This window comes from Calothrix sp. NIES-2100 (genome assembly GCF_963875285.1).
Taxonomy (GTDB): domain Bacteria; phylum Cyanobacteriota; class Cyanobacteriia; order Cyanobacteriales; family Nostocaceae; genus Aulosira.
This window is the reverse complement of record NZ_CAWNLA010000001.1, coordinates 4,340,350-4,362,644: the sequence shown is the minus strand read 5'-3', so window position 1 is coordinate 4,362,644 and position 22,295 is coordinate 4,340,350. Positions and strand designations below refer to the sequence as shown.

The window sequence follows — 22,295 nt, the reverse complement described above, 5'->3', positions numbered from 1 at the left end:
TATGACAAATATTAACGCTTTTAGCTCGTTTAAAGCACCAGGCGTAAGGGTAGTAGAATCTACCTATGGATACAGATCATTAGAAATTGCTTCTTTTGAATCAGTTTATATGATTGGTTCTTCGGCTTCCGGGAGTTATTTATCCCCGACTCAAGTAACTTCATTAACTGATTTTACAAACGTATTTGGTGCATCTCCTAGTGAGGCTGCTGTTAAATTATTCTTTCGCAATGACAAGCGTGGCATTCTTTATTTTGTACGCTCACCCATTGCTAAGAGATATACAATTACCGTTAGTTCTGCTGTATCTGGTGCTTATACAGCCACAATTAATGGAACTACCGTTACATACACTGCTCCCGCCAGCCCAGCACCTACTCTAGCTAGTGTTGCTTCCGGTATATTAGCTGCTGTTAATAATTCTTCTGTAGCTAGTGCAGTTACAGCCGTTGCTGGCAGCACTACAGATAAGGTAGTTGTACGGGCTGATGACCCCCAAGCTAACCTAACTGTTACTGTTGGTTCTAATTTGTCTGTAGCTGCCCTTAATCTCACCACACCAGCAGCCACAGATTATGTTTTTGCAATTGAAAATTCTTTTGATGCAGAAGACGGATGGAATCAGGGTTTTATAATTGCTCCTGAAGCATTCCAACTACTCGCAACTCAATCTGATCGTTTAGCTGTTGGCAACGCAATGGAATCACTAGCTTCAGATGAAGCTTATGATTGGGTTGCATTAATCGATTCTGGTACTGGGTTGACTGTAGCTGAAGCTCAAGCTGAAGGTATTCTCTACACAAGCCCACAAGGTCACAGTGGCTTCTATTACCCTTACCTAACAGATTTGGAAGATGGTGTAGTTCCTCCTTCTTCTGCTGTAGCTGGTGTTGCCACACGCCGATATCGTGAAGAAGGTTTTCAACAGCCCCCTGCTGGTAGTCGATTTCCAGTTCTGGGTGTCAAGGATGTTGTGACTAAAGTTAATACTCAACAACAAGAAGTATTAAACCCGTTGGGTATTAATATTATTCGCAATTTGCGCAATAAAGGTATTTGTGTATGGGCAATGAGAACTCGCTCCACTTCTGAGTTCTATACATTTCTGTCCACTCGTGTTGTCATGAATGTCTTGAATGGTTCCTTGCGTTCATCTTTTGACAATGACCTTTTCTCTGTAATTGATGGTCAAGGCATTCTCCTGAACACAATAGCCCAAACTGCTAGTGCTTTATGTTCTCGCTTATGGCGTGGTAAAGCCTTGTTTGGTGCAACTGAAGCTGATGCTTTTGAAATTAAGTGTGATTTTGAAAATAACCCACCTGAAATATTAGAGCAAGGTAGTGTGATCCTTGAGGTTTACGTTGTTCCAACACCCCCGATGGAACGATTACTAATTAACACCATTCGCGTAAGCATTGGTACTCTACCACTCAACCAAGACCAAGTACAATCCCAGTTGATTCAGCCAGCAGTATAAGTAATTTGAGGATAATTTAATAATGAGATTGCAGGACATTTCCCCAATCAGCAACAGTGATTTTCTGATTACGATTGCTGGGTTGAATAATATTTATTGGACATCATTCAGTGGAGTTAAAGTTAGTTACAAACGGGCTTCTTATAACGATGGTTTGTCTAACACTACCCGTATGGCTGATGGTGGTACACGAGAGTATCAGCCAGTAACAATTAGCAAACCATACGACCCAGAGAAAGACCAAACTGCCATTGATTTTATCAAGCAGCACGAAGATGGAAGCATATTTGACCTTGTGTTGCGCCCAGTTAAAAAAGTAACCAACGCCCAAGGAACAGATACTTTCCGTGGTAATAAAGCCTGGTATTTATCTGGATGCAGAATCTCTAGCTGGTCTTGTGCAGATGGTGTTGATACTTCTGATGGTTCAAAAGTAACAACGCTACAAATTGAATTCAGTTTGGAAAGCGCGGAACTTAAATAAAGGTAAGAGATAATGACTAGAAGAGTAGCGGTTGATGGTTTAAAGCAGGATACCCCTAATTTAATTAGTGGTACTCCTGTGTTGCCAACTGAATCAATTGAATCAGATGAATTCAAAGCTGATTTTAATCCAGATGAAGGCACAGTTAGCTTTCAGTTAGAAGATAGCACTCCGGTGGTGATGAAATCTCCTAAAACAAGACAATTTCTTTTACTGGAGAGTTTTATAAAAACAGCAGAACCTGAGTATAAAACTGAGTCTTTTATAGCAATTAAATTAGCTTCACTCTGTATCACCAAGTTTGGTACTTTAGATAAAGTGTCCTTTGATTACCTGCTGGATGAGTTGGAGTTTACGGATTTAGAGAGGCTGGCAGCAGCCATCTCATGCTTTCGAGATAAGCTTGATGCTATTGCGAGCAAAGCTGTACGTTAGTGTTCAATCTCTCCCTGCATTTACAATATCTGATTTATTACAAAACCTGATGATAGCTTGCGGTGGAAAAATAACCGAAGCTTACTTTAGGCTCTTGGATATGGAAATATCTGATTGCTTATTACATTTATATATCTTTATTGATTTAAAGAAAAAACAAAATCCTCCTGAGAAGAAATTGGAGCAGTGGGATATGCAGGGAGTAGAATTCTTCGATGCCGAATAATAATAACATCACGATCACGCTAAATGCCAAAGACGCTGCATCTGGTGTAATTAATAATTTAAATAAAAGCCTTGAGGGGGCAACCTTCAGGGCACAATTACTATCTCAGACTTTGTTTGCTGGGGTATCCGCTGGGTTGTCAGCTTTAAATGCTAAATTTAAGGAAGCAGCAGACTTACAATTAAATAATATTACCGCAGCTTCTACTTATGCAGCCCTTACTGGGAGAAGCTTCAAAGATTCAGAAAGGGTATTTGCTGTATTAGATGAAAGATTAAATAAAATTGCTGCTGCCCTTCCCGGCTCCACGCAAGCATACAAAGACCTTGCATTAGGCATCCAAGACAATCTTGTTCCAGCATTCGTTGATGCTAACGGTGTCCTAAATGAAGGTGCTTTCCTTGATGGATTAACAGAGATCACCAGAGGGATGGGATTCCTGGCTGCTGCTTCTAATGTAGCTAGTAAGGATGTTTCTAAATTCACAGCTAAGTTTCTAGGTGGTAGTTCTATATCCGAGTTGCGCCAGTTAATCTTCGCTGAATCTAACCCAGCATTCTTGAGCTTAGTAGAAAAGAGATTAGCGGAGAGTGGTAAGAAATTAGAGCAATTAACAGTTAAAGAAAGAACAGAAATATTAAAAGCTGTTCAGTCTCAATTAGTTACCCCAGAAACCATAAATGCTGCCTCCAACTCAGTTAGCGGGTTGCTAGAGTCCCTAAAAGATAAACTCTTCAATCCATCACAAGGTATCTTCGGGTTGCTAAGGGATTTGGATGAGAAAACAGCAGGCAACCAATCTGTATTAAGTGCATTCAATGACACCTTAAGAGCTTTGATTGGTAATGATGGTTTATTTGCTACCATTGGAAGGGCTTTAAATTTAATAGGAATAAAGGATACCTCTTTCCTGGAAGGCTTGAGGGGTGGCATTCAAAATCTAACTGTTTGGATTAATAATTTAAATACTTTTCTTCAAGGAATATTATCCAGCGGTAGTTTAGATAATATTCTAGGAAGTATAAATTTTACTGATATTGGTTCTTCCCTATCAAATTTTATAAATTCTGCTGTCAAAGCTCTCCTTGATATAAATTATCAAGGTGCAATAAAATATGCACAACAAAGTATATCAACATTTCTGAGTGGATTTAAGATAGATACCTCCCAGTTGAGTCAGTTACTAACCAAAATCATAGACGCATTAAACTCTATTGATTGGAGTACGTTATTCAAGGGGATAGGTGCTGTTCTGGCTGTTATAACCAACATAGTTTTAGATGTTATAAGCAAAATTGATTGGGGTAACTTAATAGGAGCCCTACTTGATGGTTTAGGTGCTTTTCTATTGCTTTTGGATTGGGGAAAATTAAGTGTTGAGATATTAAAGGTAGTTGGAGCAGCTATTTTAGCAGGGTTAGCAGGATTACTTATTGCTGCTGGTTTGTTTTTTGCTGGTGTACCCACAGCAGCTATTGGAACTCTAACGGCGGGAATTGCAGCTTTAATTGTTGGTCTTATTGCTGTATTCAGAGCCAAATGGAATGATATCACTAAAGCATTCAATGATCTTTTTGCTTTTATTGCAGAGGGGATCACCAACCTTTGGAAAGATGTAGTAACTGTATGGAACAACCTCACTAAATTATTTAATGAATTTTTTGCTTTCATGGTTGAGGGGGTTACCAACCTTTGGAAGGATGTGGTAACTATATGGAACAATGTTGTATCTTCTGTCCTTGGGTTCTTTAATGGTATTCAAGGATATTTTAATAATTTATTATCCAAAATTCCTGGATACAACCCAAGCACGAATACAGCCAACTCTGGATTAAGTTCAGCCCAGACATTAGTGCCAAATGCTGCATCCGGGATGTCTAGTGGTTTATTAGCATCCCTTGCCAGAGAGAGAAGAAATGCACCTCCTGGTTCCGGGTTGGTTGTTGCTAATACTTCAGAAGCAATACTCACACAACGACAGCAAGCTAATTTACTTAATAATCTTGGTGGTAGAGGCGGATTAAATATAGGGAATATAATTATATATAGTCAAGCCACAGATGCTGAAGAATTAGTAAATGATATGTTCAAGCATCTTGAACAACGGTTTTTAAAATACTCCCAAACACATTTTTCAACCGCTACAACATAACGATTTCCCCTACTACCAAAAAGTAGGGGAGTTTTTTTATATTTAAAAATTATGAATGAATCAGTAATTTCTGGTTTAAATCCAGCAGATAAGGTAGAGGGTATTTATGCTTATCTTGTGGATGAATTGAATAAATCTGTTTTTACTTTTTTATTTAATCCAGAGGAAAAGTCTTTTACAAGACAAGCTAAATATGATGAAGGAACCACAGCATTAACCTCCACACCCTCACAATTCTACAGGTGTACAAAAGGCTTAACTCTTCAAATATCTGACTTAATACTAGAGAGTTATTCGCGCAGGAAGACATGTCAGTTGCTTTTAGATAAATTACAAGCATTAATGATAGCTGACCCCTTGAAAGGCAAATATGCCCCCTCTCCTGTTTACTTTAAATGGGGTAAGGATTCCTTTGGCCCAGCCGTCATTACTGATTTGAGTTGGAAAGAAACAAGTTGGTTAAACGGTGAGGTTGCTTCTGCCCGTGTTGATATAACTTTTCTGGAGATACCTTTAAGTCAATTACCTAATAAGGCTGTAGCAGAATCCTCTGAGAATCGTCTTCGTGCTGCCATAAATAAGTCTAAGGTACTAACAGATAGACAGAAGGAAGATGCAGCTTCTAAGGCTAAAAAATGGCTAAATCAGAATATTAAAAAACTACCAGACACCATATCCTCTCTTGTGAGAATTAATGCTTACAAATTATCTACATCAAACACTGGTGTAGTTACATTATTTAATTTAAAATCCCAAACTCTTGGGACTATTGGCATTTATCAGGATGGTGTTTTAGACACTAGTACCAACACGTTGGGGTTACGCAAATGATCAGACCTACAACACTACAAATTAATGTTGGTGATTCGCTGGCAAATATATCTAATGAAGTTATGGGTGATTATTCTCAGTGGAGAGAATTAGCCGAAATGAATGATTTAGATATCTTCAAAGCTATAGAAATCGGTAGAACTATAAAAATACCTACAGCCAAAGAGGTAGAAGACAGTCTCAAGAAGGCAGTCACTAGTGAAGTAGATAAAGTACTCAAGGATTTAGACTTATCTGCTCTTACTAAGAGTGTTGTTGACTCAATTGGTGAGAAGGAATATAGGCTTATCGGATGGGTACTGTAAATAGCAAACAATCACAAAGGCTACTCGATCCCTATATTAAAATAACTATAGGGAAGTTAGGAGAACAAGCCGGAGATACTTTCATTATTGGTGATGAGAAGTTAATTAAAGCATCAGTAACTCTTGGGGAAGGTAAAGTCCAATCTAGCTGTAGTTTTACTGTATTAGACCCTGACAGGAGTTTAGTTGATAAGTATTTCACTTATATAGAAAAAGTGGGTGGATTAGACCCTGTAGAAGCCCCCAGCACCACACAAAACACGAACGTATCTTCTATTAGCAACTCAGTTATTGACGCTTCTGATAAGTCAGGTAGAGTGATATTTCAGAGTACTAAAGCATCATTGTTCAATGACCGTGTTGGTTCAAGAGGTAATAAGTTAGACCCTGATAATATCTTAGGCTGTGCAATGAGATATAACAATCCATCAGCAGCAGGACAATTTGGATCTACAGGAATGATTGATTATTTAAAGTTTGGGGATAAAGTTAAAGTCACCAACTTAGATAATGGCAAGAGTGTTGTTTGTGAAATACAAGATTGGGGGCCAAATCCTCGGCTAGCTGACAGAGGAATTGATTTATTCACTAGAGCCTTTAATGAATTAACTAACACTAAGGGGTATCAAGCTGCGCTGAATATAGGCATTCTTAACAACGTTAAAGTTGAATTAATAGAAAGAGCAACCACAACATCAGCCTCATCTAATAAAGATAAGAATATTCAGCAGGTTGCTCAAGAACAATCCATTACCTCAAAAAGCAACACAGCCGCTGGGTTGTCTGTGCCTGAATACACTGTGTACAACAGCCTCTCAGTTAACATGAAGGCTTTCTTGGACACCATTAGTTATGCTGAGGGTGCAAAATATAACACAATATTTTCTGGTAGAACTTTTTCTTCTTATAAAGACCACCCCAATATTGTTATCACTGCTGGAGGATATAGTTCCAGTGCTGCTGGCAGATATCAATTTCTTAATACTACTTGGGCTTCTCTGAAGAAGACTTTAAATCTTCCTGACTTTACACCCTTATCCCAAGACAAAGCAGCAGCAAAATTGATCATTGACCAAAATGCATTTACCGATGTTGAGACTGGTAATTTTGATTCTGCGATCGCAAAAGTTAATGATATTTGGGCTTCCTTACCTGGATCTCCTTATGGACAACCCACAAGACCGCTGAATGAATTAAGAAATTACTACAACCAGCGAGTCAAATTTTACCAGGAAGGGAAAGTAGAGTCCACTAAAGCAGCAGAATCTACTTCTACCAATCCCATTCAGGAAAATATTCCATCTTCGGCAACCTTAGCTGGTTCTCAAATTATTGTTGAAATGGGGTATGGCGGTAAAACCATAGCAGCATACTCATTTATCCATGTAGGTTTAAAATTTTCACTTTTTGAACCGAACGGGCTAGAGTTCACTGGTCAGGCTGCATCATGGGTGCTGACTCAACGAGTTAAAAATACTGTTTACACTAACATTAGTTTCCGAAAGATAGCCCAGAGGATTACGTCTGCTTACGGGATGTCACTCGTGATGCCAGAGGAAGGCCCCACATATACTTATTTTCCGCAACGTGGTCAAACTGATTATGAAGCTCTACTAATAGAAGCAAGGCGAATCGGTTACCGAGTCTACACCAAAGGAGCAACTTTATATATTCAGCCAAGACAAGGAGTTACTGCGGATAAGCAGATATTTGTCCTTGAGTACGGCGATAATATGGGTACTAGTTTTCAAGTTACTCATCAAGCTCAAAAGGATTCTGCTGGTGGTGCTAGGTCTTCTGCTCCCGGTGCTAACAACACAACTGGCGAAAGAAAGTATGAGATTGACCCCGATTCAGGTCAGGTTATCCAGAAGAGAAAGGAGAATGTAGTTGGCACTGGTCGTGATAGCGCGATCGCTACTACAGGTAGTCCCATTGCGTTGCCAACACCAAAGACAAATGGTGCAACTGATAAGCAAGATGCAGAGCGAAATGCTAATGAGAACAGAATCAAAGGCATTATAGCTACTGCTGAGTTTCCCACTACTCCCGAAGCTTTAACCTTAGATCCCGATACTCCATTCCTTACTAAAGGTGTATCGGCTTTCCTTGATAGGATGTGGGTTGTGGACACAGTTAGTCATGAATACCAAACAGGTAATTTTGTTACCAAAGTAACCTGCTACAGCCCAATCAAAAACAAGAATGCTTCTAACTCCGCTAGTCCTTCCGTAACATCAATTTCTAACTCTGTAATACCAGACAACCCCTCTGGTTCCACAAACTCCACAGGTTTTATTAGACCAACACCGGGAGTTGTAACTAGCAGACATGGAAGCGTCAATCCCAGAAGACCTAATCACAAAGGTATTGATTTAGGTGATTCGGTTGGTACTCCTGTGAGAGCTTCCGCAGCAGGAACAATTAGTGGTGTAGTCGCGGGATGCCAGGTTGGTAATATCAGTTGTGGGGGTGGGTATGGAAATGTTATATTCCTTGACCACGCAGATGGATACCAGACTAGATATGCTCATTTAAGCGAAGTCTTAGTTACTTCTGGGACTGTACAGCAAGGGCAAGTGATTGGCAGAACTGGCCATACAGGACACTCAACAGGCCCCCACTTGCACTTTGAGATTAGGAAGAACGGTCAACACCTCAACCCTGAGAAATTTATCAAATTCTAAATAAATGGAAAAGTTATTTGAACTCTGGTTAACAGCAGAGAAAGCTTCTCAGATTGCGCTAGACCAGCAGGGGAGACACCAGTATCCAGTTTTAGCTGTTGTGACTAACAACAGTGACCCGGAGAATAAACGCAGAATTAAAGTTTCTCTGCCATCTTCCCCTAACTTAGAAAGTGATTGGTTGCGAAGAATATTACCTTATCCCCAAATTGACCCACCATTACCAGCCGTGGGTCAAACGGTTTTAATTTTATACATTGACGGTGTAGAGACTAATGGATTTTACCTGTCTGTAGTGAATGCAACCAATCCACCCAGAAGTAAAGACTCTGCACAAAATGATTATTCTGAAAGTATCCCAGGCAATAGAAGCACGGAAATTAATGGCAATGATGACCTAACTGTAAACAAAACAGTTACTACCAGTGCTGCTGAAGATATCACTATAAAAGCTGGTAAGTCTATTAAATTCCAAACTGATTCAGGGGCTTACTTAGAGTTGTCTGAAGCAGGCTTTGTGACCTTAGCTGATGCTTATGGTCATAAATGGACTTTAGGTGGTAGTGGTGGCAACGCATGGGTCTGGGATGCCAATGGAGCAAGTATTCAAGTAGTTAATGCAACCAACTTCAGTATTAATAATCATCAAATTGCTACAGTTGGAGCTACCGACACACACGGCGATACTATTACCAATCGTGGCTGGTAATTAACTTAATTACGCAAAAGCTAATTATTAGAATGGCTATTACAAAAGGGATTTCTTTCCCATTAAGTATTAATCAAGTAAGGGGTACATTAGATGTATCCCAGGAAGGGGAATTATTTAAAGGTCATATATTATCTTTTCTTTTAACAATGCCCCGTGAAAGGGTCATGCGCCCACAATACGGGATGCAAGACCCATTGTTTGATTCCATCCAAGATATGACAACCATATCTGCTGAAATTCGGGAAGGTTTAATATCTTACGTACCTGGGATTGATTTTCAGGTAACTGGGAATATCAGCGACCAAGGCGAAGCAGTTGTTAATATCTATTGGAGTTATGAAGATAAGGACGAAACAATAACAGTTACACTATGAGCGATATATCTTCAATCCCATTGGATGATGTGGTATTAGACCAGAGAACGGAAGAGGATTTGGTATCCCAAGCGCAGGTAAGAGTATTCAACGCTTCGGGGGGTCAACTCAACGATTTCTCAGAAAACTCACCTATAGCTGCTTTAATTCAAGGTCAAGCCTTTGCAGGTTCAGAATTACTTTACTACATTAATAAATTACCTCTAGCTTTAGTTGTAAAATTTCTAAAATTAACTGGAGTAGAACAGAGTTTAGGCACTAAAGCGGTTACTACATTAAATTTCACACTTACTTCTCCACAAAGTATTCCCTTCACAATTCCAGAAGGTTTTGAAGTAGTTGATTCATCTGGCATTTATTCATTTTTCACAGATGCAAACCTAGTAATTCCTCCAGGTCTAACTTCGGGTTCCGTAACCGCTACGGCTGAGGAAGTTGGTAGTGCTTATAATTTATCTGCCTACACAATAACTAGTCCCACGCAACCGCTTTCTTTTCTCTCTCAGGTAAATAACATTGAACCTGCTTCTGGCGGTACTGACACAGAAACATTAGACCAAACGATCGCCAGAGGTTTAACCGAGTTGCGAGTCAGAAGTCTTGTATCAGCCGATGATTATGAAACAGCCGCCGAAACTATTCTAGGTGAAGGTTCTGTTGCCAAGGCTATCGGGTTGCTATCCAAAGACAAAACAAAAGAGGAATTAGGTGCTGTACATATATTCCTACTCAACGCCAACCAAGAACCAGCTAATGATGCTCAACTTAATTTAGTTAGTAATTCACTAAGTAAAAGAATCCAACTCGGAACTATACTTTACGTTAGTCCTATGGATCTACTACCTATTAGTGGATCTCTGATTGCTAAATTAACTCCTGGTGCGAATATTGACCAAACCATAGCTGATTTATGGGATGCTTATCAGAATTATCTTAACCCTTCCACATACCCAGTAGGTCAAGATGTTGTTATGAATGAGGTTGAATATCACCTCCGCTTGACTGGCGGGATAGTTAATATTCAAACACTCACCTTAAATGGTTCCCCCACAAATATACCCCTACCAAATCTGTATACTCTCCCAACACCTTATAGTTTGTTAATTAAATTGGTTGATGATAATGGGGTGATTTATGAGTCTGTTCGTGGTGGTGGTGAACCAGTTGATTTTGACACTGGAGGAGCTTAATGCAAACATACGAAGCTTGGGTTGTTGAAAAAGCCCCCATTTTCTCAAGATTACCAGAAGTTTACAGAGACAACCCGGTAACAGGATATTTAACAATTTTCTGGGATGAATTATTAATCTCCACTAAAGGGAAAATTGATGATATACCTAGACAACTCGACCCCCTGACCTGTGATGCTAATTGGTTAGATTTCCTTGCTCCATTGTGTGGCTTTACAGGAATATATTGGAACAAGAATTGGCTGGAAAGTCATAAACGAAACCTATTGTCTAATTCCTTCACTAAGATATGGAATAACAAAGGTTCCAGGGAATGCCTAAGCACTGTTCTCAGATGTTTTGAAATTGCGCATGAGATTGCATCTAAAGGTGATTTTATATTTGGGCGGTCTAAATTAGGGGAAGATGCTTTAGGTAACTCATCCTGGCAATATATTATCTACCTAAAAACAATTTACAAAGACACACCAGTAGTCAGCTTTGTTGAGAAAATTAATACATTGTTTGGCCCGTGTTGGTGTAAGGCAGAGATTAAATTTGATGATTCAGTTGTCAGAGATTACCTGCTAGTTGATGACACCCAACTCTTCACCTATCTAATGCTATAAGTATTTAATTATAAGTTTTTAAAATGCCTCAAATATTAGGAACAATCCTCGATTCAGGGGATACACCCATAACAGGTAAGTTAAGGGTTACTTTGAGTGGGACAATGACTGATATTAGTCCTGACCCCGACTCAATTAATGTTGTTGAGCCAAAACTATTTACCATCACCAACGGTGTTGTAGATATAACTCTACGGGAATCAGAGACTAAGAAAATTACTTACAGGTTTGAATTCTTCAAGACAGATGGAGATGGAGAATTAATCGAGCCTGCGTTGTTAGATTTCTACGCTTTAGTTCCCAACGCGACCCCCATCCAATTTGGAACTCTAGTCCCTACTGGGATGGTGAATGATGTTCTGGATACTGGGTGCCTACGTATTGCTCAAATTATTGCCAATGATCCAAGCCTAAGCGCAAACATTGGCGGGCCTTTCCCTCGTGGAGATTTTAACTCCCTAACTACCTATAAGTATCGGGATTTAGTAAATTATCTCAATCGAGTATATATTTGCAGAAGTACCTCACCAATTGTAGGAATTCTCCCTACTAATAGTGCCTATTGGCAATTATTGCCAATAGAACCGGATGGTAATTTAATTTTGGGTTCTGCTGAACCTTACGGTTCTAGCTGGAATGGTTCTGGATTAGCCACATCACAAAATGCTGTTTATACAAAAATAGAATCTGTATCCAGTGATTTAAATTTAAAGGCTAACGTTAATTCTCCTAGCTTCAACGGTGTCGCCAACTTTAACAACACACTTCGAGTCAGACCTCCCAATACTAATGACCCTGGTGCGGCTTTTGCTGGTTTGGATATCCAAACAGCTAATGGTTATCGGTCTGTTGTTCGTTTCAGCAACAACACAGGCTCAAAACGTTGGGAGGTATTGAAGTCAGAGGAGTCTGAATCAGGGAGTAATGCTGGTTCTAATTTTGTCATCAACTCCTATGATGATTCCGGTAATTACATTGGTTGGTGCATGACAATCAACCGTGCATCCAGAGGCGTGAATGTTGTTACCCCTTCTGCTGGGGATAATTCGTCACGAATAGCTAATACATCTTGGGTGAGAGCTTTAACTTCTGCTCTTGCTCCTTTAGCTAGTCCTGAATTTACTGGTGCGCCAAAATCCACAACACCTTCAGATCCATTTGATAACACAACAAGAGTAGCCACTTGTCAGCACGTTCAGAATATTCTTAGTTTTTATGCTAAGAATACTTCACCCACCTTCTATGGTATTCCTGTATTTAGTGGGGGTGCAACATTCAATCAGACAGCAAACTTCAAAACTATCATTGCTAACTCTGGTGATGTTTACAATCCTGGTTTAGATATTCGGGCAAACTCAAATTCGCGCTCTTGTGTAAGATTCTCTAACAGTTCTGGTTTAACTCGTTGGGAGTTTTTCAAAAGCCAAGACGCTGAATCTGGCTCTAATGTCGGTAGTGATTTTGCGATCACAAGGCATGACGACGCTGGTAATTATCTAGATTACTCCCTTTCAATAGCACGCAACACGGGGAAGATTACCTTAAACAGCAACACAAGTGTTAATGGTAATCTAAATTGCAATAGTTTCACTACAAACTTAGTTGCTGATTTTGCTTCTTCAGCTACTGGCAATCTCGGAGATATAAAAATCTCCCCTAACTACTGGTATGTTTGTGTCTCTACAAATACGTGGCGTAGGGTGGCTCTGAGTGCTTTTTAATTAATCTGTGAATAAACAATTATGACCCGCCAACTTTTCCAAGATGGTGACATCTTTTATGCTGAAGATGCAAACCAAATAGCTTATCCTATACCAGACGGTCAGGATTATATAGGTCACGGGCCAAAGATAAATGACAATTATCTTGATGATGGTAATGACCAAATTAAATCCCGATTCTACAATTTCTACGACAGATTAAAGGTTAGTCACTCTTCAGGATTAACCTTTAGTTATTTGGGTGGTTCTATCTTACTTAGCAGCGGTAATATTGTTACAATTTCCGCTGGTTCCATTAACTTGCCCGACAATTCAAATGTTTATATTTATGTAGGAAGTAATGGTACTGTTCAGCAGTCTAGTGTGTTGCCTAATGAATCTTTTCCTTTAGCAAGAGTTACAACAGCTAGTGGAGCATTAAGTGGCAACATCACAGACCTACGAGATAAATTAGTTGATAGAATCACCCCTGCCACCATTCCAATTACTCAAGTAGTTCCTACAGGAATGATGGTTGAATACGCTGGTAATTTGGCTCCTACGGGCTGGTTATTGTGTGATGGTACAGAATATCAAATTAATAGTTATCCCGCCTTATACGCTGCTATAGGTGCAAATTATGGGGGGAATGGAACCACTACCTTCAGAGTACCTGATCGCAGAGGAAGAGTAGGTGTAGGTGCTGGTCAAGGTACAGGATTAACTAACAGAACTGTTGGGCAAACTGGGGGTCAAGAAACAGTTATTTTAAACGTTTCTCAAATACCCTCACATAATCACGGGGTTAATGACCCAGGGCACATCCATGCTATTAGTGACCCAGGACACATTCACGGGGTAATTGACCCAGGTCATAGTCATAAGATACGGGTTAACAGAAATGATGGTACTGGTAACTACGTTGCTGATAGTAATGGTGGTAATCAGTTCATTGTAACTAATGATTTTGATGCCTTAACTTCTGGCACTAATATTTCCATTGCTCGGAGTGGCACAGGACTAGCTTTATCTGCTGCAAGTACAGGAATTACTACTAATACTCAAGGCGGCAATGGTTCACATGAAAATATGCCTCCGTTTATTGTGCTGAATTTTATAATTAAAAGCTAAATAATGAGAAAATCTTTAACGAATGGTGATTACGCCGAAGCCGTATTTCTAGTAGATGCTAATGGTAATGCTGCATCTAGTGGCCCTGGAGGTGGTGGAGATGCTAGTGCCACTAACCAGCTAACTCAAATAGATAAATTAAATAATATTGATACAGACCTTGGTTCAGCAGGTGATTCGGCTGCTACTTCTGATACTGGGAGTTTTAGCATCATCTCTTTGATTAAGCGAGTATTATCCACTAAACTACCAAACTTAGTTAGCAACAGAATTCCTGTTGATGGATCTGGAGTTACTCAACCAATATCAGGAACAGTAGCATTTAGCAACACCTCTATTCAAGTTAGTAACTTCCCATCTACTCAACCAATATCAGGAACAGTAGCATTTAGTAACACCTCTATTCAAGTTAGTAACTTCCCGTCTACTCAAGCTATTAGTGCATCCACATTACCTCTTCCCACTAATGCAGCTTCTCAATCAGATGTACAAGCAATAAGAGATAGATTAATGCCTTCAAGTGGCATTAGTGTATATAGTGCTATAGGTACATCTGCTGGAGCAAACATTAAGAACTCTGCTGGAACTTTATATAATATTACCTGCACGAATCTAAACGGAAGTATTAGATATCTTCAATTATTTGATAGTACTTCTGCCCCTTCTGGTACTCCTATCAGGAGCTATCCTGTTTATGGAAGTGGCGGATTTCTAGTATTAGGTCAAGACCTTCTTGGTGGAGCAGGAGTAAGTTTTACTACTGGCATTACCTTTGGATTCAGCACCACCGCATTAACCTACACTGCTGGTTCTGCTTCTGATGCAATTATAAATGTGAGGTATGCATAATGAGCGGAAGTTTTGCACCTAGTATTCCTGGGTCTCACCCAGGCTTTGTGGCTGGGAGATACTACATAAATCATTATGGTGGCGCACCTACTACTGGTACTATAAATACTGGGTCTGTTTATTATGTATTTTACTATATCCCTGTAACTGCTAGTTTTGACAGGCTTTGTGTAAACGTCACTACAGCAGCCTCAGCAGGCAACACGGGAAGATTAGCTATTTATAATCTTTCTGGCAATACACCTACTTCATTAATTGTTGATGCAGGTGATGTAGCAATAGATTCTACTGGTTCTAAAGAAGCAACTATCAGCGTCACTCTTTCTCCTGGGTGGTATGCCCTTGCTTTTATGCAAAGCGGAGGTTCTGCTGTTTTTAATGCTAGTGGAACATCTGCTTCTGTTGCTGGTTATGTTTTTGGGACTACATCAGTTTCAACTAGCTTTAATACTTGTTTAAGAGCCACATTAAGTTATGGGGCTTACCCTAGCACAGCTTCCACAAGTTCAATTGCTGTGGCAACAACTGCTCCTACTATTTGGTTAAGGGCTTCCTAATTATGGCGAATATTCCAATTAAAGATGTCTTCGGTAGAACCATTTACATGAAGGCAACTGGCTCTGGTACTGTTGATGATCCATACATTACCGAGCAGAACAACACAATCATCAACGATAACCTTCCCCTACCGTTTGGAGCGTCAACAGAGGAAACCCAAAGCAATATTAAAACCCTTACTGAAGTTTCTCTTGGTAAGAAAGGTCACGCTTTAATTACAAGTACTCTTCCACAACCAGGCACTTGGGTTGCTATTCAAGTAATAGAGGCTGCTACCTTTAGCACCCTTACCTGTGCTAGTACAACATTCCCAGCAATCAACGTAGAACTACCAGCGGGTTTTGTTTTATATGGGGATATTTCTAACTTTGCATTAAGTGCTGGCAAAGTTATAGCCTACAAGGGGTAATCTGATCATGCAATTAGGGCTTGGTTTAAATAGACAAAACTTTAGTAATTACCTACTGTTAGATAGCTTCCCGAACTTAGAATTTGTTTATTCCATAGTTCGGCTTGTTTCTTCCTATAGGGGCCCTTGCATGAAAGTAAGACGGGATAATGTTGTGGTAGATATCCCGTTTACTAACAAGGATTTACTAAATGTAGATAGTCTAATACAGTTTGTAGGCTCAAATGATGGTTATCTTGTAGGATTCTACGACCAAAGTAGACGCGCAAGACATTCTTTCCAAGAAGATATAACAAAACAGCCAAAGATAATAGTAGATGGTATATTTAACCCCGAAGGAATCCAATTCTCAAATGATTCTTTAGTTTTAAATAGCTCGTGGTTGCAAGCCCAGGAATCCACAATAATAGTACGGGAGAATACACCAAATATCACTACATCAAATTGGTTTATTCAAACTACTAATAATTTGCCAAACGAGAATATTATCCTCGGTTATGCCGACCAAAATACATTCAGGGCAACACAGTTTGATAATGTACTTAACTACGATAATCCATCTATTAACTTTCCATTAAATACTAAAAGAGTGTGGGCGGTTACTTCAGGGGCAACCGGGAAAAAAGTTTATCTAGATGGAACGCTAGTAGCTAGCAGTTAATAAAATATGTCCACATTTAATATTGTTGGTAAACGAATATTTGCCCCAGATGGTTCTGAATTCATCCCCAGAGGATTTAACTTTCTTGCTTACAGATATGGCAAAACAAACCAGCGGGCTGGTACTGTTACTATAAACGGTCAGACAAGAGTCATCGGGCCTTATGTTGAAGACTCAATTGTTTATGCTAAGGCTTGGGGAATTAATACCATTCGCGTGTGTTGTAATCCATTAAACACAACGTTTACTGGTGATACACGACCAGAATCTATTGCTAATGCTGTTGAGGCAATAACTAGTGAAGGTATTGTATGTATTCTTGAGTATTGCCACGCCGTAAATGGTCAGAATGCAGGGTACATGTTAACCGAAACATCTAACCCTACACTACAACAAGTTGCTGATATTGGGGCATATTACGCCAATTTATATAAAAATAATCCCCTTGTATGGCTTGAACCATTAAACGAACCAGGAGGTATGAGTCCTGCTAGTCAGCTTGATGCCTGGGCTAGGATGTACCAAGTATTAATCAAATCCATTAGAGATACTGGATTTAATAATATTATTGTATGCAACGGATTGTTCTTTGGACAGGAAGGTGTAAACTACAACGCCAACCCAGTCTCAACTGGTTCATCAGCAATCCTTAGTAGAGGAAGAAATCTTCTATCATTCCGCGACCCTAACAACCCGTTTGCTCCCGTAGTTAATTACAATAATATACTTTTTGGGATTCACGTATATGAAACGTGGGGCTGGGATGCAGACACATCCAGTACTCAAGATCAATATACTGAAAAGCTCAGAAACTACATCACACGGGTACACGACCTAGACCTTTGTATATTCTTAGGTGAATTTGGTTCTGATAACGCAGGCAACTCCACAGAAAGGGCAACACAAGCCACCTATGCGGTCACTAAAGAAAAAAGAATCGGGGCTTTATATTGGGAGTGGCACGGAGATAGCGGGGCGGGTCGAGGTCTTACACAAACTTACGTCATCGATAATAAAAACATTCAGGGCGGTTATTGTATCACCCCTGTAGATGGTACTAAACCCACTAACCTAAGACCTAGTAATGGTGGGCGACATAACGGTGAAGATTTTTGGAACTGGCTTAGATATTGGGATGCAAACCTATACAAGAGTAGTTTAACCGTAGGTGGTAGTAACTATTTTGGTAACCTCCATACAATTGTTGGATTTAGTAAGCCCTTAACCAGCAACACTATCTACAAACTCTCGCAGGCGATCGCTAACCTTTATGTACCATCAATTAATGCTCCCTTCCCAATTAATGAGTTTGTTATTTTACGGGAAGATGGTTCTTATATCTTAAGAGAAGATGATTCCACTTTATTAAGAGAAGCATCAGAACTTATCTACCAAAGTTTATTAAGGGAAGATGGAGATTTCATCTTAAGAGAAGATGGTGGTTATTTATTTAGAGAAAATGCTGATTTCCTTATAGATGAGATTGTACTCAGAGAAGACGGTTCATTCGTCTTGAGAGAGAACGGAGATTACGTAGTCCGCGAAAGATATTCATAATTCAAACTTTTAAACAAAATTCATGGCTAACCAAAAAGTTACACAAGAGACTGCTTTAACTGGTGCTTCACTCGACCGTGCTGCCGATGTATTCCCTATCATTGATGTAAGTGAAGGTACTACCGGGAACCGCAAAATGACCCCTAATGAGTTAATGGCTGGAGTACCAGCTACAGGCTCTGTTCCTGGGTCAATGTCTGCTGCTGATAAAACAAAATTAGATAGCATCAACGTATCTAACCTGGTCACCACAAATACTAATCAAACAATTACTGGTCAAAAGACTATTTCTACCCAGAATATAGCAGCTTCAGGAAGTAAACCTAGTGCCCCTAGTGCTGGTAATGTTCTGGAATATTCAACCAGTATTGCGGGCAGGGTATTCCCAATTTGGCAGACTCCAGATAGTAGGGAATTTATTGCTCAAACAGGATTGGCTCGTAACCCTGTAGTAATTTTTCATCCTGTTGATGGTACATCTTCTATTGGCACTTACGGGCAGTTTGCAACACGGGTTGGGTCTATCAGTCACATTACCCCTTCTGATGACTCTGTGCCTTTCATGTTCAACCTAGCGGCAGCTAGTTATACAAATACTTTTGTTACCCCTAACACCACAAACTATTTCTGTAATCTTTCTACAAATAGCAGAATATATTGCAGAGGTTCTAGTTCTAATGGGTTTGGTGGTTTCTTTTACTTCACAAGAATATACTTACCAGATGTCAGCTACCCCAGCACCAGAATCTTCTTAGGAATGTATTCTAGAAATCCTTCTACAGATAATAAAGGATTTTTTGATGGTTATGTAACATCCACAGATACTCCAGACGGTAACTTTGCAGGATTTCAATATTCAGCAATCAGAGGAGATTCTGAGTGGCAATTCACCACAAAAGATGGTACTACACAAAACGTTACTGCCATCACTGGCGCAACGTTTGCAGTCCAAAAACTTCTTGATTTCTACATCTACTGTCCTCGTGCGGGCAGTACTATCAGTTACCAAATTAACAACCTTACTGATAGTGTTTCCTACACAGGGTCAACATCTACTAATCTACCTACTGCTAATGAATTCCTGGGAGGTGGATTCCAACTCAGAGCCACGGCAGTGAATGGTAGCAATATAAGATGCTTCAGGCTCTACATTGAATAATTAGCAACACGGACAACTAAGACCCTTACTTCACGGAGTAGGGGTCTTTTGTCATGGGTGTTGTACTAAGTGTACATGTTCTGATGTACCAACTACATATTCCAGCAAAGCTTCACCGCCAAAGCGGTTACCCAAGTTTTTACTACCAATAAATCCGGGAGCAATCACCGGAATCACGGGAGTTCCGAGTTTTTCAGCAGCAGTTTTGCAGACAGCATCAATATCATCACCAATCAAAGCAGTTACGCAGGTAGCGTAGACAAATATCGCTGCTGGATTGTAGCGTTTATGTATTTCTAGGATGGCTTTGTAGAGTTTTTTCTCGCCACCAAAGATCACATCATTTTCGCTCAAGTCAGTGGTAAAGCCTGTTTTGTAGAGCATGGGGCCGGAAGAGAGACTACCACGGCTCCCCCAGGAATTACCAGCGCAGGCGATCGGTCCGTGGACTAAATGAGCAGCATCCGTAATGGGTACTAGAGCAATCATCGCCCCATCAAAAGCACAACCCCCTTGAGCTGCTCCTGGTTGTGCCTGTTGGGTACAAGATTTATTTTTCTTTTCGCTCTGTTTATGCTGATTATGTTCGCATCCTGTCTCACTAAGCAGCTCGTTGATTTTGCCTTGGGTGATTTTCATCTCTCTTCTCTTGCTGGATGGCAGGTATTAATGTTTTGTCAGTTGTTAGTTATCAGTTGTCCTTTGTACTTTGAATAATTAATAACTAATAACTAATGACTAATGACTAATGACTAATGACTAATAATTGAATGGTAATAGGTAATGGGTATTGATTAATGTCTCAGGTTTAACAAATATATTTCGTCACATCCTCACCACATTCATCGCTCAGAAAAGATAAAGCACGAAAACGCAACATGACGAACTCGTCATATAAAGGATTAAATTTGCAAAGTGCTGGAATATGGTAAGTCTGCCCAAATAAATTGATATTGCGCTCAAAGGGGCAACAGCAAGGTATTACTCGACAAATTAAATGGGCAAGGCGAGCATTCTTTACTGTAATACCATCTACCAGATGACGCAAAGGCTTAAGGATATCAAAAGAACCAGAGCGTTTATAGTTAGGTGGATGGTAATGAGGATGAGGGTGGGAGTGATGGTGAGTGATACTTGCCATAATCAATACCTCAGGTACAAGGAAAAAGTAAAAAGTAAAAGATATTTCTTGTTACTTTTTACTTTTTAAATATGCCGCGAGTGACTGTAATTTCTACCGAACTAAGTCGTAAGAAATATCGGTCTTAGAAGGAATGTTGGTGCGTTGATCGATGTCCTCGAAGATTGTATTAACAACCCAGTTGAGGAGGTTAATTACACCTTGGTAACCAATGGTGCTGTAGCGGTGCAGGTGGTGACGATCCATGATGGGATAGCCAATTCTTACTAAAGGTACCTTGCAATCGCGCCATAGGTACTTACCGTAGGAGTTACCGATTAACAGGTCAACTGGTTCGGTGAACAACAGAGAACGTAAGTGCCACAAATCTTTTCCGGCCCAGATTTTTGCGTCCTTACCGAAGGGGCTAGAATCTAGCAATGCTTGAAGTTCTTTTTCAAATACTTCATTGGAGTTGTGAACCACAATATGTACAGGTTCAGCACCCAATTCCAGCATGAAGCCAACAACGCTGTAAACCAAATCAGGGTCGCCGTAGATAGCGAAGCGCTTACCGTGAACCCATGAATGGGAGTCAGTCATTGCGTCAACTGCACGACCGCGTTCGATTTCTAGTTCTTCAGGAATGGGTTTACCACTCAGTTCGCTGAGTTTGAGCAAGAACTCATCAGTAGCTTTAATACCCCAAGGACGAGAAACTACAACATCTTGCTGCCATTCTTTAGCGATGTACTCACGGGTCTTAGGAGTAGAGTGAGCTTGCATAACTACTGTAGCTTTAGCATTAATTGCATCAGCTGCTTCTTCTAACTTAGTACCACCTGGGTACATATCGAATTCACCTGTGTTAGGTGCATCCAAGTAGTCGCTGTTATCAGACAGAATGGTGTAGTCGATACCGAACAGAGAAGCAATGCGTTTTACTTCCCGGATGTTGCCAACATAGGTGTCAAAACCAGAGATGAAGTTGATTTTGCCATTGCTGGTAGATTTCTTCTTACCTGCGGTTAAGGTAGTCAGAATCCCTTTCATCATGTTGTCGTAGCCAGTGATGTGGGAACCAACAAAGCTAGGAGTGTGAGCAAAGGGTACTGGGAAATCTTGAGGAACTGAACCTGCGTTCTTGGAGTTGGTGATAAACGCACCTAAGTCGTCACCGATAACTTCAGCCATACAGGTGGTGCAAACTGCAATCATTTTGGGCTTGTAAAGCTGGTAAGAGTTTGCCAAGCCATCAATCATGTTTTGCAGACCACCGAACACCGCTGCGTCTTCAGTCATGGAAGAAGACACACCAGAGAATGGTTCTTTGTAGTGACGGGTTAAGTGGGTACGGAAGTAAGCAACGCAACCTTGAGAACCTTGAACGAAAGGTAAAGTACCTTCAAAACCAACAGCAGCGAACATAGCGCCTAAAGGTTGGCAACCTTTAGCTGGGTTAACGGTCAAAGCTTCACGAGCGAAGTTCTTTTCACGATAATCCCAACTCTTTGTCCATTCTGCAACCCGTTTTACTTCTTCAGGGTCGTGACCGTTTTCAAACTCTCTCTTGTTTTGGAATAATTGTTGGTATTCGGGTTGGTGAAATAGTTGTACGTGATCTTGAATATTCTCTGGATTCTGAGGCATTTCTGGATCTCCAAGCT

General features: G+C 40.1%; 22 protein-coding genes and 1 pseudogene. 20 read left to right on the top strand and 3 right to left on the bottom strand.

Annotated features, from left to right (window positions below):
- Nucleotide 1 precedes the first annotated feature (1 nt).
- From AACU32_RS17800 to AACU32_RS17705, 20 genes are all read left to right on the top strand, one after another.
- Entirely contained in the window at nucleotides 2-1,480 is a 1,479-nt protein-coding gene (locus AACU32_RS17800; RefSeq protein ID WP_096601810.1) for a phage tail sheath subtilisin-like domain-containing protein, read from the top strand.
- Nucleotides 1,481-1,502: 22 nt separating this feature from the next.
- Nucleotides 1,503-1,964: a hypothetical protein gene (locus AACU32_RS17795; RefSeq protein WP_096601807.1), complete on the top strand. Its 462-nt coding sequence runs from the start codon at nucleotides 1,503-1,505 to the stop codon at nucleotides 1,962-1,964.
- 12 nt (nucleotides 1,965-1,976) lie between these two features.
- Nucleotides 1,977-2,399 (top strand): hypothetical protein, encoded by a 423-nt coding sequence (locus AACU32_RS17790; protein WP_096601804.1) that lies wholly within the window; start codon nucleotides 1,977-1,979, stop codon nucleotides 2,397-2,399.
- A 49-nt stretch (nucleotides 2,400-2,448) separates the two neighbouring features.
- Nucleotides 2,449-2,625, top strand: coding sequence for a hypothetical protein (locus AACU32_RS17785; protein ID WP_339378025.1), 177 nt, complete (start codon nucleotides 2,449-2,451; stop codon nucleotides 2,623-2,625).
- Nucleotides 2,615-4,777: a hypothetical protein gene (locus AACU32_RS17780; RefSeq protein WP_096601798.1), complete on the top strand. Its 2,163-nt coding sequence runs from the start codon at nucleotides 2,615-2,617 to the stop codon at nucleotides 4,775-4,777. The genes AACU32_RS17785 and AACU32_RS17780 overlap by 11 nt, the downstream gene beginning before the upstream one ends.
- Before the next feature lie 51 nt (nucleotides 4,778-4,828).
- The gene (locus AACU32_RS17775; protein ID WP_096601795.1) at nucleotides 4,829-5,608 is read left to right on the top strand and encodes a hypothetical protein; all 780 of its coding nucleotides are present in this window, start codon (nucleotides 4,829-4,831) and stop codon (nucleotides 5,606-5,608) included.
- On the top strand, nucleotides 5,605-5,913 hold the full coding sequence (locus tag AACU32_RS17770) for a LysM peptidoglycan-binding domain-containing protein (protein WP_096601792.1): 309 nt from the start codon (nucleotides 5,605-5,607) through the stop codon (nucleotides 5,911-5,913). Before AACU32_RS17775 ends, AACU32_RS17770 begins: the two co-directional genes overlap by 4 nt.
- Nucleotides 5,901-8,600, top strand: coding sequence for a peptidoglycan DD-metalloendopeptidase family protein (locus AACU32_RS17765; RefSeq protein ID WP_096601789.1), 2,700 nt, complete (start codon nucleotides 5,901-5,903; stop codon nucleotides 8,598-8,600). Before AACU32_RS17770 ends, AACU32_RS17765 begins: the two co-directional genes overlap by 13 nt.
- 4 nt (nucleotides 8,601-8,604) lie before the next feature.
- Entirely contained in the window at nucleotides 8,605-9,309 is a 705-nt protein-coding gene (locus tag AACU32_RS17760) for a phage baseplate assembly protein V (protein ID WP_096601786.1), read from the top strand.
- Between the two features lie 32 nt (nucleotides 9,310-9,341).
- Nucleotides 9,342-9,686, top strand: coding sequence for a hypothetical protein (locus tag AACU32_RS17755; protein ID WP_096601784.1), 345 nt, complete (start codon nucleotides 9,342-9,344; stop codon nucleotides 9,684-9,686).
- Nucleotides 9,683-10,876 carry a baseplate J/gp47 family protein gene (locus tag AACU32_RS17750; RefSeq protein WP_096601781.1) on the top strand — a complete coding sequence of 398 codons (1,194 nt, stop codon included), beginning with the start codon at nucleotides 9,683-9,685 and terminating at the stop codon, nucleotides 10,874-10,876. The genes AACU32_RS17755 and AACU32_RS17750 overlap by 4 nt, the downstream gene beginning before the upstream one ends.
- Nucleotides 10,876-11,484 (top strand): phage tail protein, encoded by a 609-nt coding sequence (locus tag AACU32_RS17745; protein ID WP_096601778.1) that lies wholly within the window; start codon nucleotides 10,876-10,878, stop codon nucleotides 11,482-11,484. The genes AACU32_RS17750 and AACU32_RS17745 overlap by 1 nt, the downstream gene beginning before the upstream one ends.
- Nucleotides 11,485-11,507: 23 nt before the next feature.
- Nucleotides 11,508-13,205, top strand: a complete 1,698-nt coding sequence (locus AACU32_RS17740; RefSeq protein ID WP_339378023.1) for a hypothetical protein — start codon at nucleotides 11,508-11,510, stop codon at nucleotides 13,203-13,205.
- Nucleotides 13,206-13,226: 21 nt separating this feature from the next.
- Nucleotides 13,227-14,315, top strand: coding sequence for a tail fiber protein (locus tag AACU32_RS17735; RefSeq protein WP_096601772.1), 1,089 nt, complete (start codon nucleotides 13,227-13,229; stop codon nucleotides 14,313-14,315).
- Nucleotides 14,316-14,318: 3 nt separating this feature from the next.
- Nucleotides 14,319-15,164: a hypothetical protein gene (locus AACU32_RS17730; protein WP_096601769.1), complete on the top strand. Its 846-nt coding sequence runs from the start codon at nucleotides 14,319-14,321 to the stop codon at nucleotides 15,162-15,164.
- Nucleotides 15,164-15,721, top strand: coding sequence for a hypothetical protein (locus AACU32_RS17725; protein ID WP_096601764.1), 558 nt, complete (start codon nucleotides 15,164-15,166; stop codon nucleotides 15,719-15,721). The genes AACU32_RS17730 and AACU32_RS17725 overlap by 1 nt, the downstream gene beginning before the upstream one ends.
- Nucleotides 15,722-15,723: 2 nt before the next feature.
- On the top strand, nucleotides 15,724-16,131 hold the full coding sequence (locus AACU32_RS17720) for a hypothetical protein (RefSeq protein ID WP_096601761.1): 408 nt from the start codon (nucleotides 15,724-15,726) through the stop codon (nucleotides 16,129-16,131).
- Between the two features lie 130 nt (nucleotides 16,132-16,261).
- Nucleotides 16,262-16,792, top strand: coding sequence for a hypothetical protein (locus AACU32_RS17715; RefSeq protein WP_339378021.1), 531 nt, complete (start codon nucleotides 16,262-16,264; stop codon nucleotides 16,790-16,792).
- A 6-nt stretch (nucleotides 16,793-16,798) separates the two neighbouring features.
- On the top strand, nucleotides 16,799-18,349 hold the full coding sequence (locus tag AACU32_RS17710) for a cellulase family glycosylhydrolase (RefSeq protein ID WP_096601755.1): 1,551 nt from the start codon (nucleotides 16,799-16,801) through the stop codon (nucleotides 18,347-18,349).
- A gap of 22 nt (nucleotides 18,350-18,371) precedes the next feature.
- Nucleotides 18,372-19,508, top strand: coding sequence for a hypothetical protein (locus tag AACU32_RS17705; RefSeq protein WP_096601752.1), 1,137 nt, complete (start codon nucleotides 18,372-18,374; stop codon nucleotides 19,506-19,508).
- A 78-nt stretch (nucleotides 19,509-19,586) separates the two neighbouring features.
- Here the strand turns inward: AACU32_RS17705 and AACU32_RS17700 are convergent.
- The 3 genes and pseudogenes from AACU32_RS17700 to nifK all read right to left on the bottom strand — a co-directional run.
- Nucleotides 19,587-20,147: pseudogene (locus AACU32_RS17700) on the bottom strand (nitrogenase component 1); the annotation flags it as partial.
- Between the two features lie 169 nt (nucleotides 20,148-20,316).
- A complete protein-coding gene (locus tag AACU32_RS17695) occupies nucleotides 20,317-20,649 on the bottom strand; it encodes a Mo-dependent nitrogenase C-terminal domain-containing protein (RefSeq protein ID WP_096601749.1) in 333 nt (110 codons plus the stop codon).
- Between the two features lie 93 nt (nucleotides 20,650-20,742).
- The gene (gene nifK / locus AACU32_RS17690; protein WP_096601746.1) at nucleotides 20,743-22,278 is read right to left on the bottom strand and encodes a nitrogenase molybdenum-iron protein subunit beta; all 1,536 of its coding nucleotides are present in this window, start codon (nucleotides 22,276-22,278) and stop codon (nucleotides 20,743-20,745) included.
- Between the last annotated feature and the right edge of the window lie 17 nt (nucleotides 22,279-22,295).

What these genes read in the sequence shown, in the direction of transcription:
- AACU32_RS17800 (WP_096601810.1), top strand. Translation starts at nt 2, where the DNA reads ATGACAAATATTAACGCTTTTAGCTCGTTTAAAGCACCAGGCGTAAGG.
- AACU32_RS17795 (WP_096601807.1), top strand. Translation starts at nt 1,503, where the DNA reads ATGAGATTGCAGGACATTTCCCCAATCAGCAACAGTGATTTTCTGATT.
- AACU32_RS17790 (WP_096601804.1), top strand. Translation starts at nt 1,977, where the DNA reads ATGACTAGAAGAGTAGCGGTTGATGGTTTAAAGCAGGATACCCCTAAT.
- AACU32_RS17785 (WP_339378025.1), top strand. Translation starts at nt 2,449, where the DNA reads ATGATAGCTTGCGGTGGAAAAATAACCGAAGCTTACTTTAGGCTCTTG.
- AACU32_RS17780 (WP_096601798.1), top strand. Translation starts at nt 2,615, where the DNA reads ATGCCGAATAATAATAACATCACGATCACGCTAAATGCCAAAGACGCT.
- AACU32_RS17775 (WP_096601795.1), top strand. Translation starts at nt 4,829, where the DNA reads ATGAATGAATCAGTAATTTCTGGTTTAAATCCAGCAGATAAGGTAGAG.
- AACU32_RS17770 (WP_096601792.1), top strand. Translation starts at nt 5,605, where the DNA reads ATGATCAGACCTACAACACTACAAATTAATGTTGGTGATTCGCTGGCA.
- AACU32_RS17765 (WP_096601789.1), top strand. Translation starts at nt 5,901, where the DNA reads ATGGGTACTGTAAATAGCAAACAATCACAAAGGCTACTCGATCCCTAT.
- AACU32_RS17760 (WP_096601786.1), top strand. Translation starts at nt 8,605, where the DNA reads ATGGAAAAGTTATTTGAACTCTGGTTAACAGCAGAGAAAGCTTCTCAG.
- AACU32_RS17755 (WP_096601784.1), top strand. Translation starts at nt 9,342, where the DNA reads ATGGCTATTACAAAAGGGATTTCTTTCCCATTAAGTATTAATCAAGTA.
- AACU32_RS17750 (WP_096601781.1), top strand. Translation starts at nt 9,683, where the DNA reads ATGAGCGATATATCTTCAATCCCATTGGATGATGTGGTATTAGACCAG.
- AACU32_RS17745 (WP_096601778.1), top strand. Translation starts at nt 10,876, where the DNA reads ATGCAAACATACGAAGCTTGGGTTGTTGAAAAAGCCCCCATTTTCTCA.
- AACU32_RS17740 (WP_339378023.1), top strand. Translation starts at nt 11,508, where the DNA reads ATGCCTCAAATATTAGGAACAATCCTCGATTCAGGGGATACACCCATA.
- AACU32_RS17735 (WP_096601772.1), top strand. Translation starts at nt 13,227, where the DNA reads ATGACCCGCCAACTTTTCCAAGATGGTGACATCTTTTATGCTGAAGAT.
- AACU32_RS17730 (WP_096601769.1), top strand. Translation starts at nt 14,319, where the DNA reads ATGAGAAAATCTTTAACGAATGGTGATTACGCCGAAGCCGTATTTCTA.
- AACU32_RS17725 (WP_096601764.1), top strand. Translation starts at nt 15,164, where the DNA reads ATGAGCGGAAGTTTTGCACCTAGTATTCCTGGGTCTCACCCAGGCTTT.
- AACU32_RS17720 (WP_096601761.1), top strand. Translation starts at nt 15,724, where the DNA reads ATGGCGAATATTCCAATTAAAGATGTCTTCGGTAGAACCATTTACATG.
- AACU32_RS17715 (WP_339378021.1), top strand. Translation starts at nt 16,262, where the DNA reads ATGAAAGTAAGACGGGATAATGTTGTGGTAGATATCCCGTTTACTAAC.
- AACU32_RS17710 (WP_096601755.1), top strand. Translation starts at nt 16,799, where the DNA reads ATGTCCACATTTAATATTGTTGGTAAACGAATATTTGCCCCAGATGGT.
- AACU32_RS17705 (WP_096601752.1), top strand. Translation starts at nt 18,372, where the DNA reads ATGGCTAACCAAAAAGTTACACAAGAGACTGCTTTAACTGGTGCTTCA.
- AACU32_RS17695 (WP_096601749.1), bottom strand. Translation starts at nt 20,649, where the DNA reads ATGGCAAGTATCACTCACCATCACTCCCACCCTCATCCTCATTACCAT.
- nifK (WP_096601746.1), bottom strand. Translation starts at nt 22,278, where the DNA reads ATGCCTCAGAATCCAGAGAATATTCAAGATCACGTACAACTATTTCAC.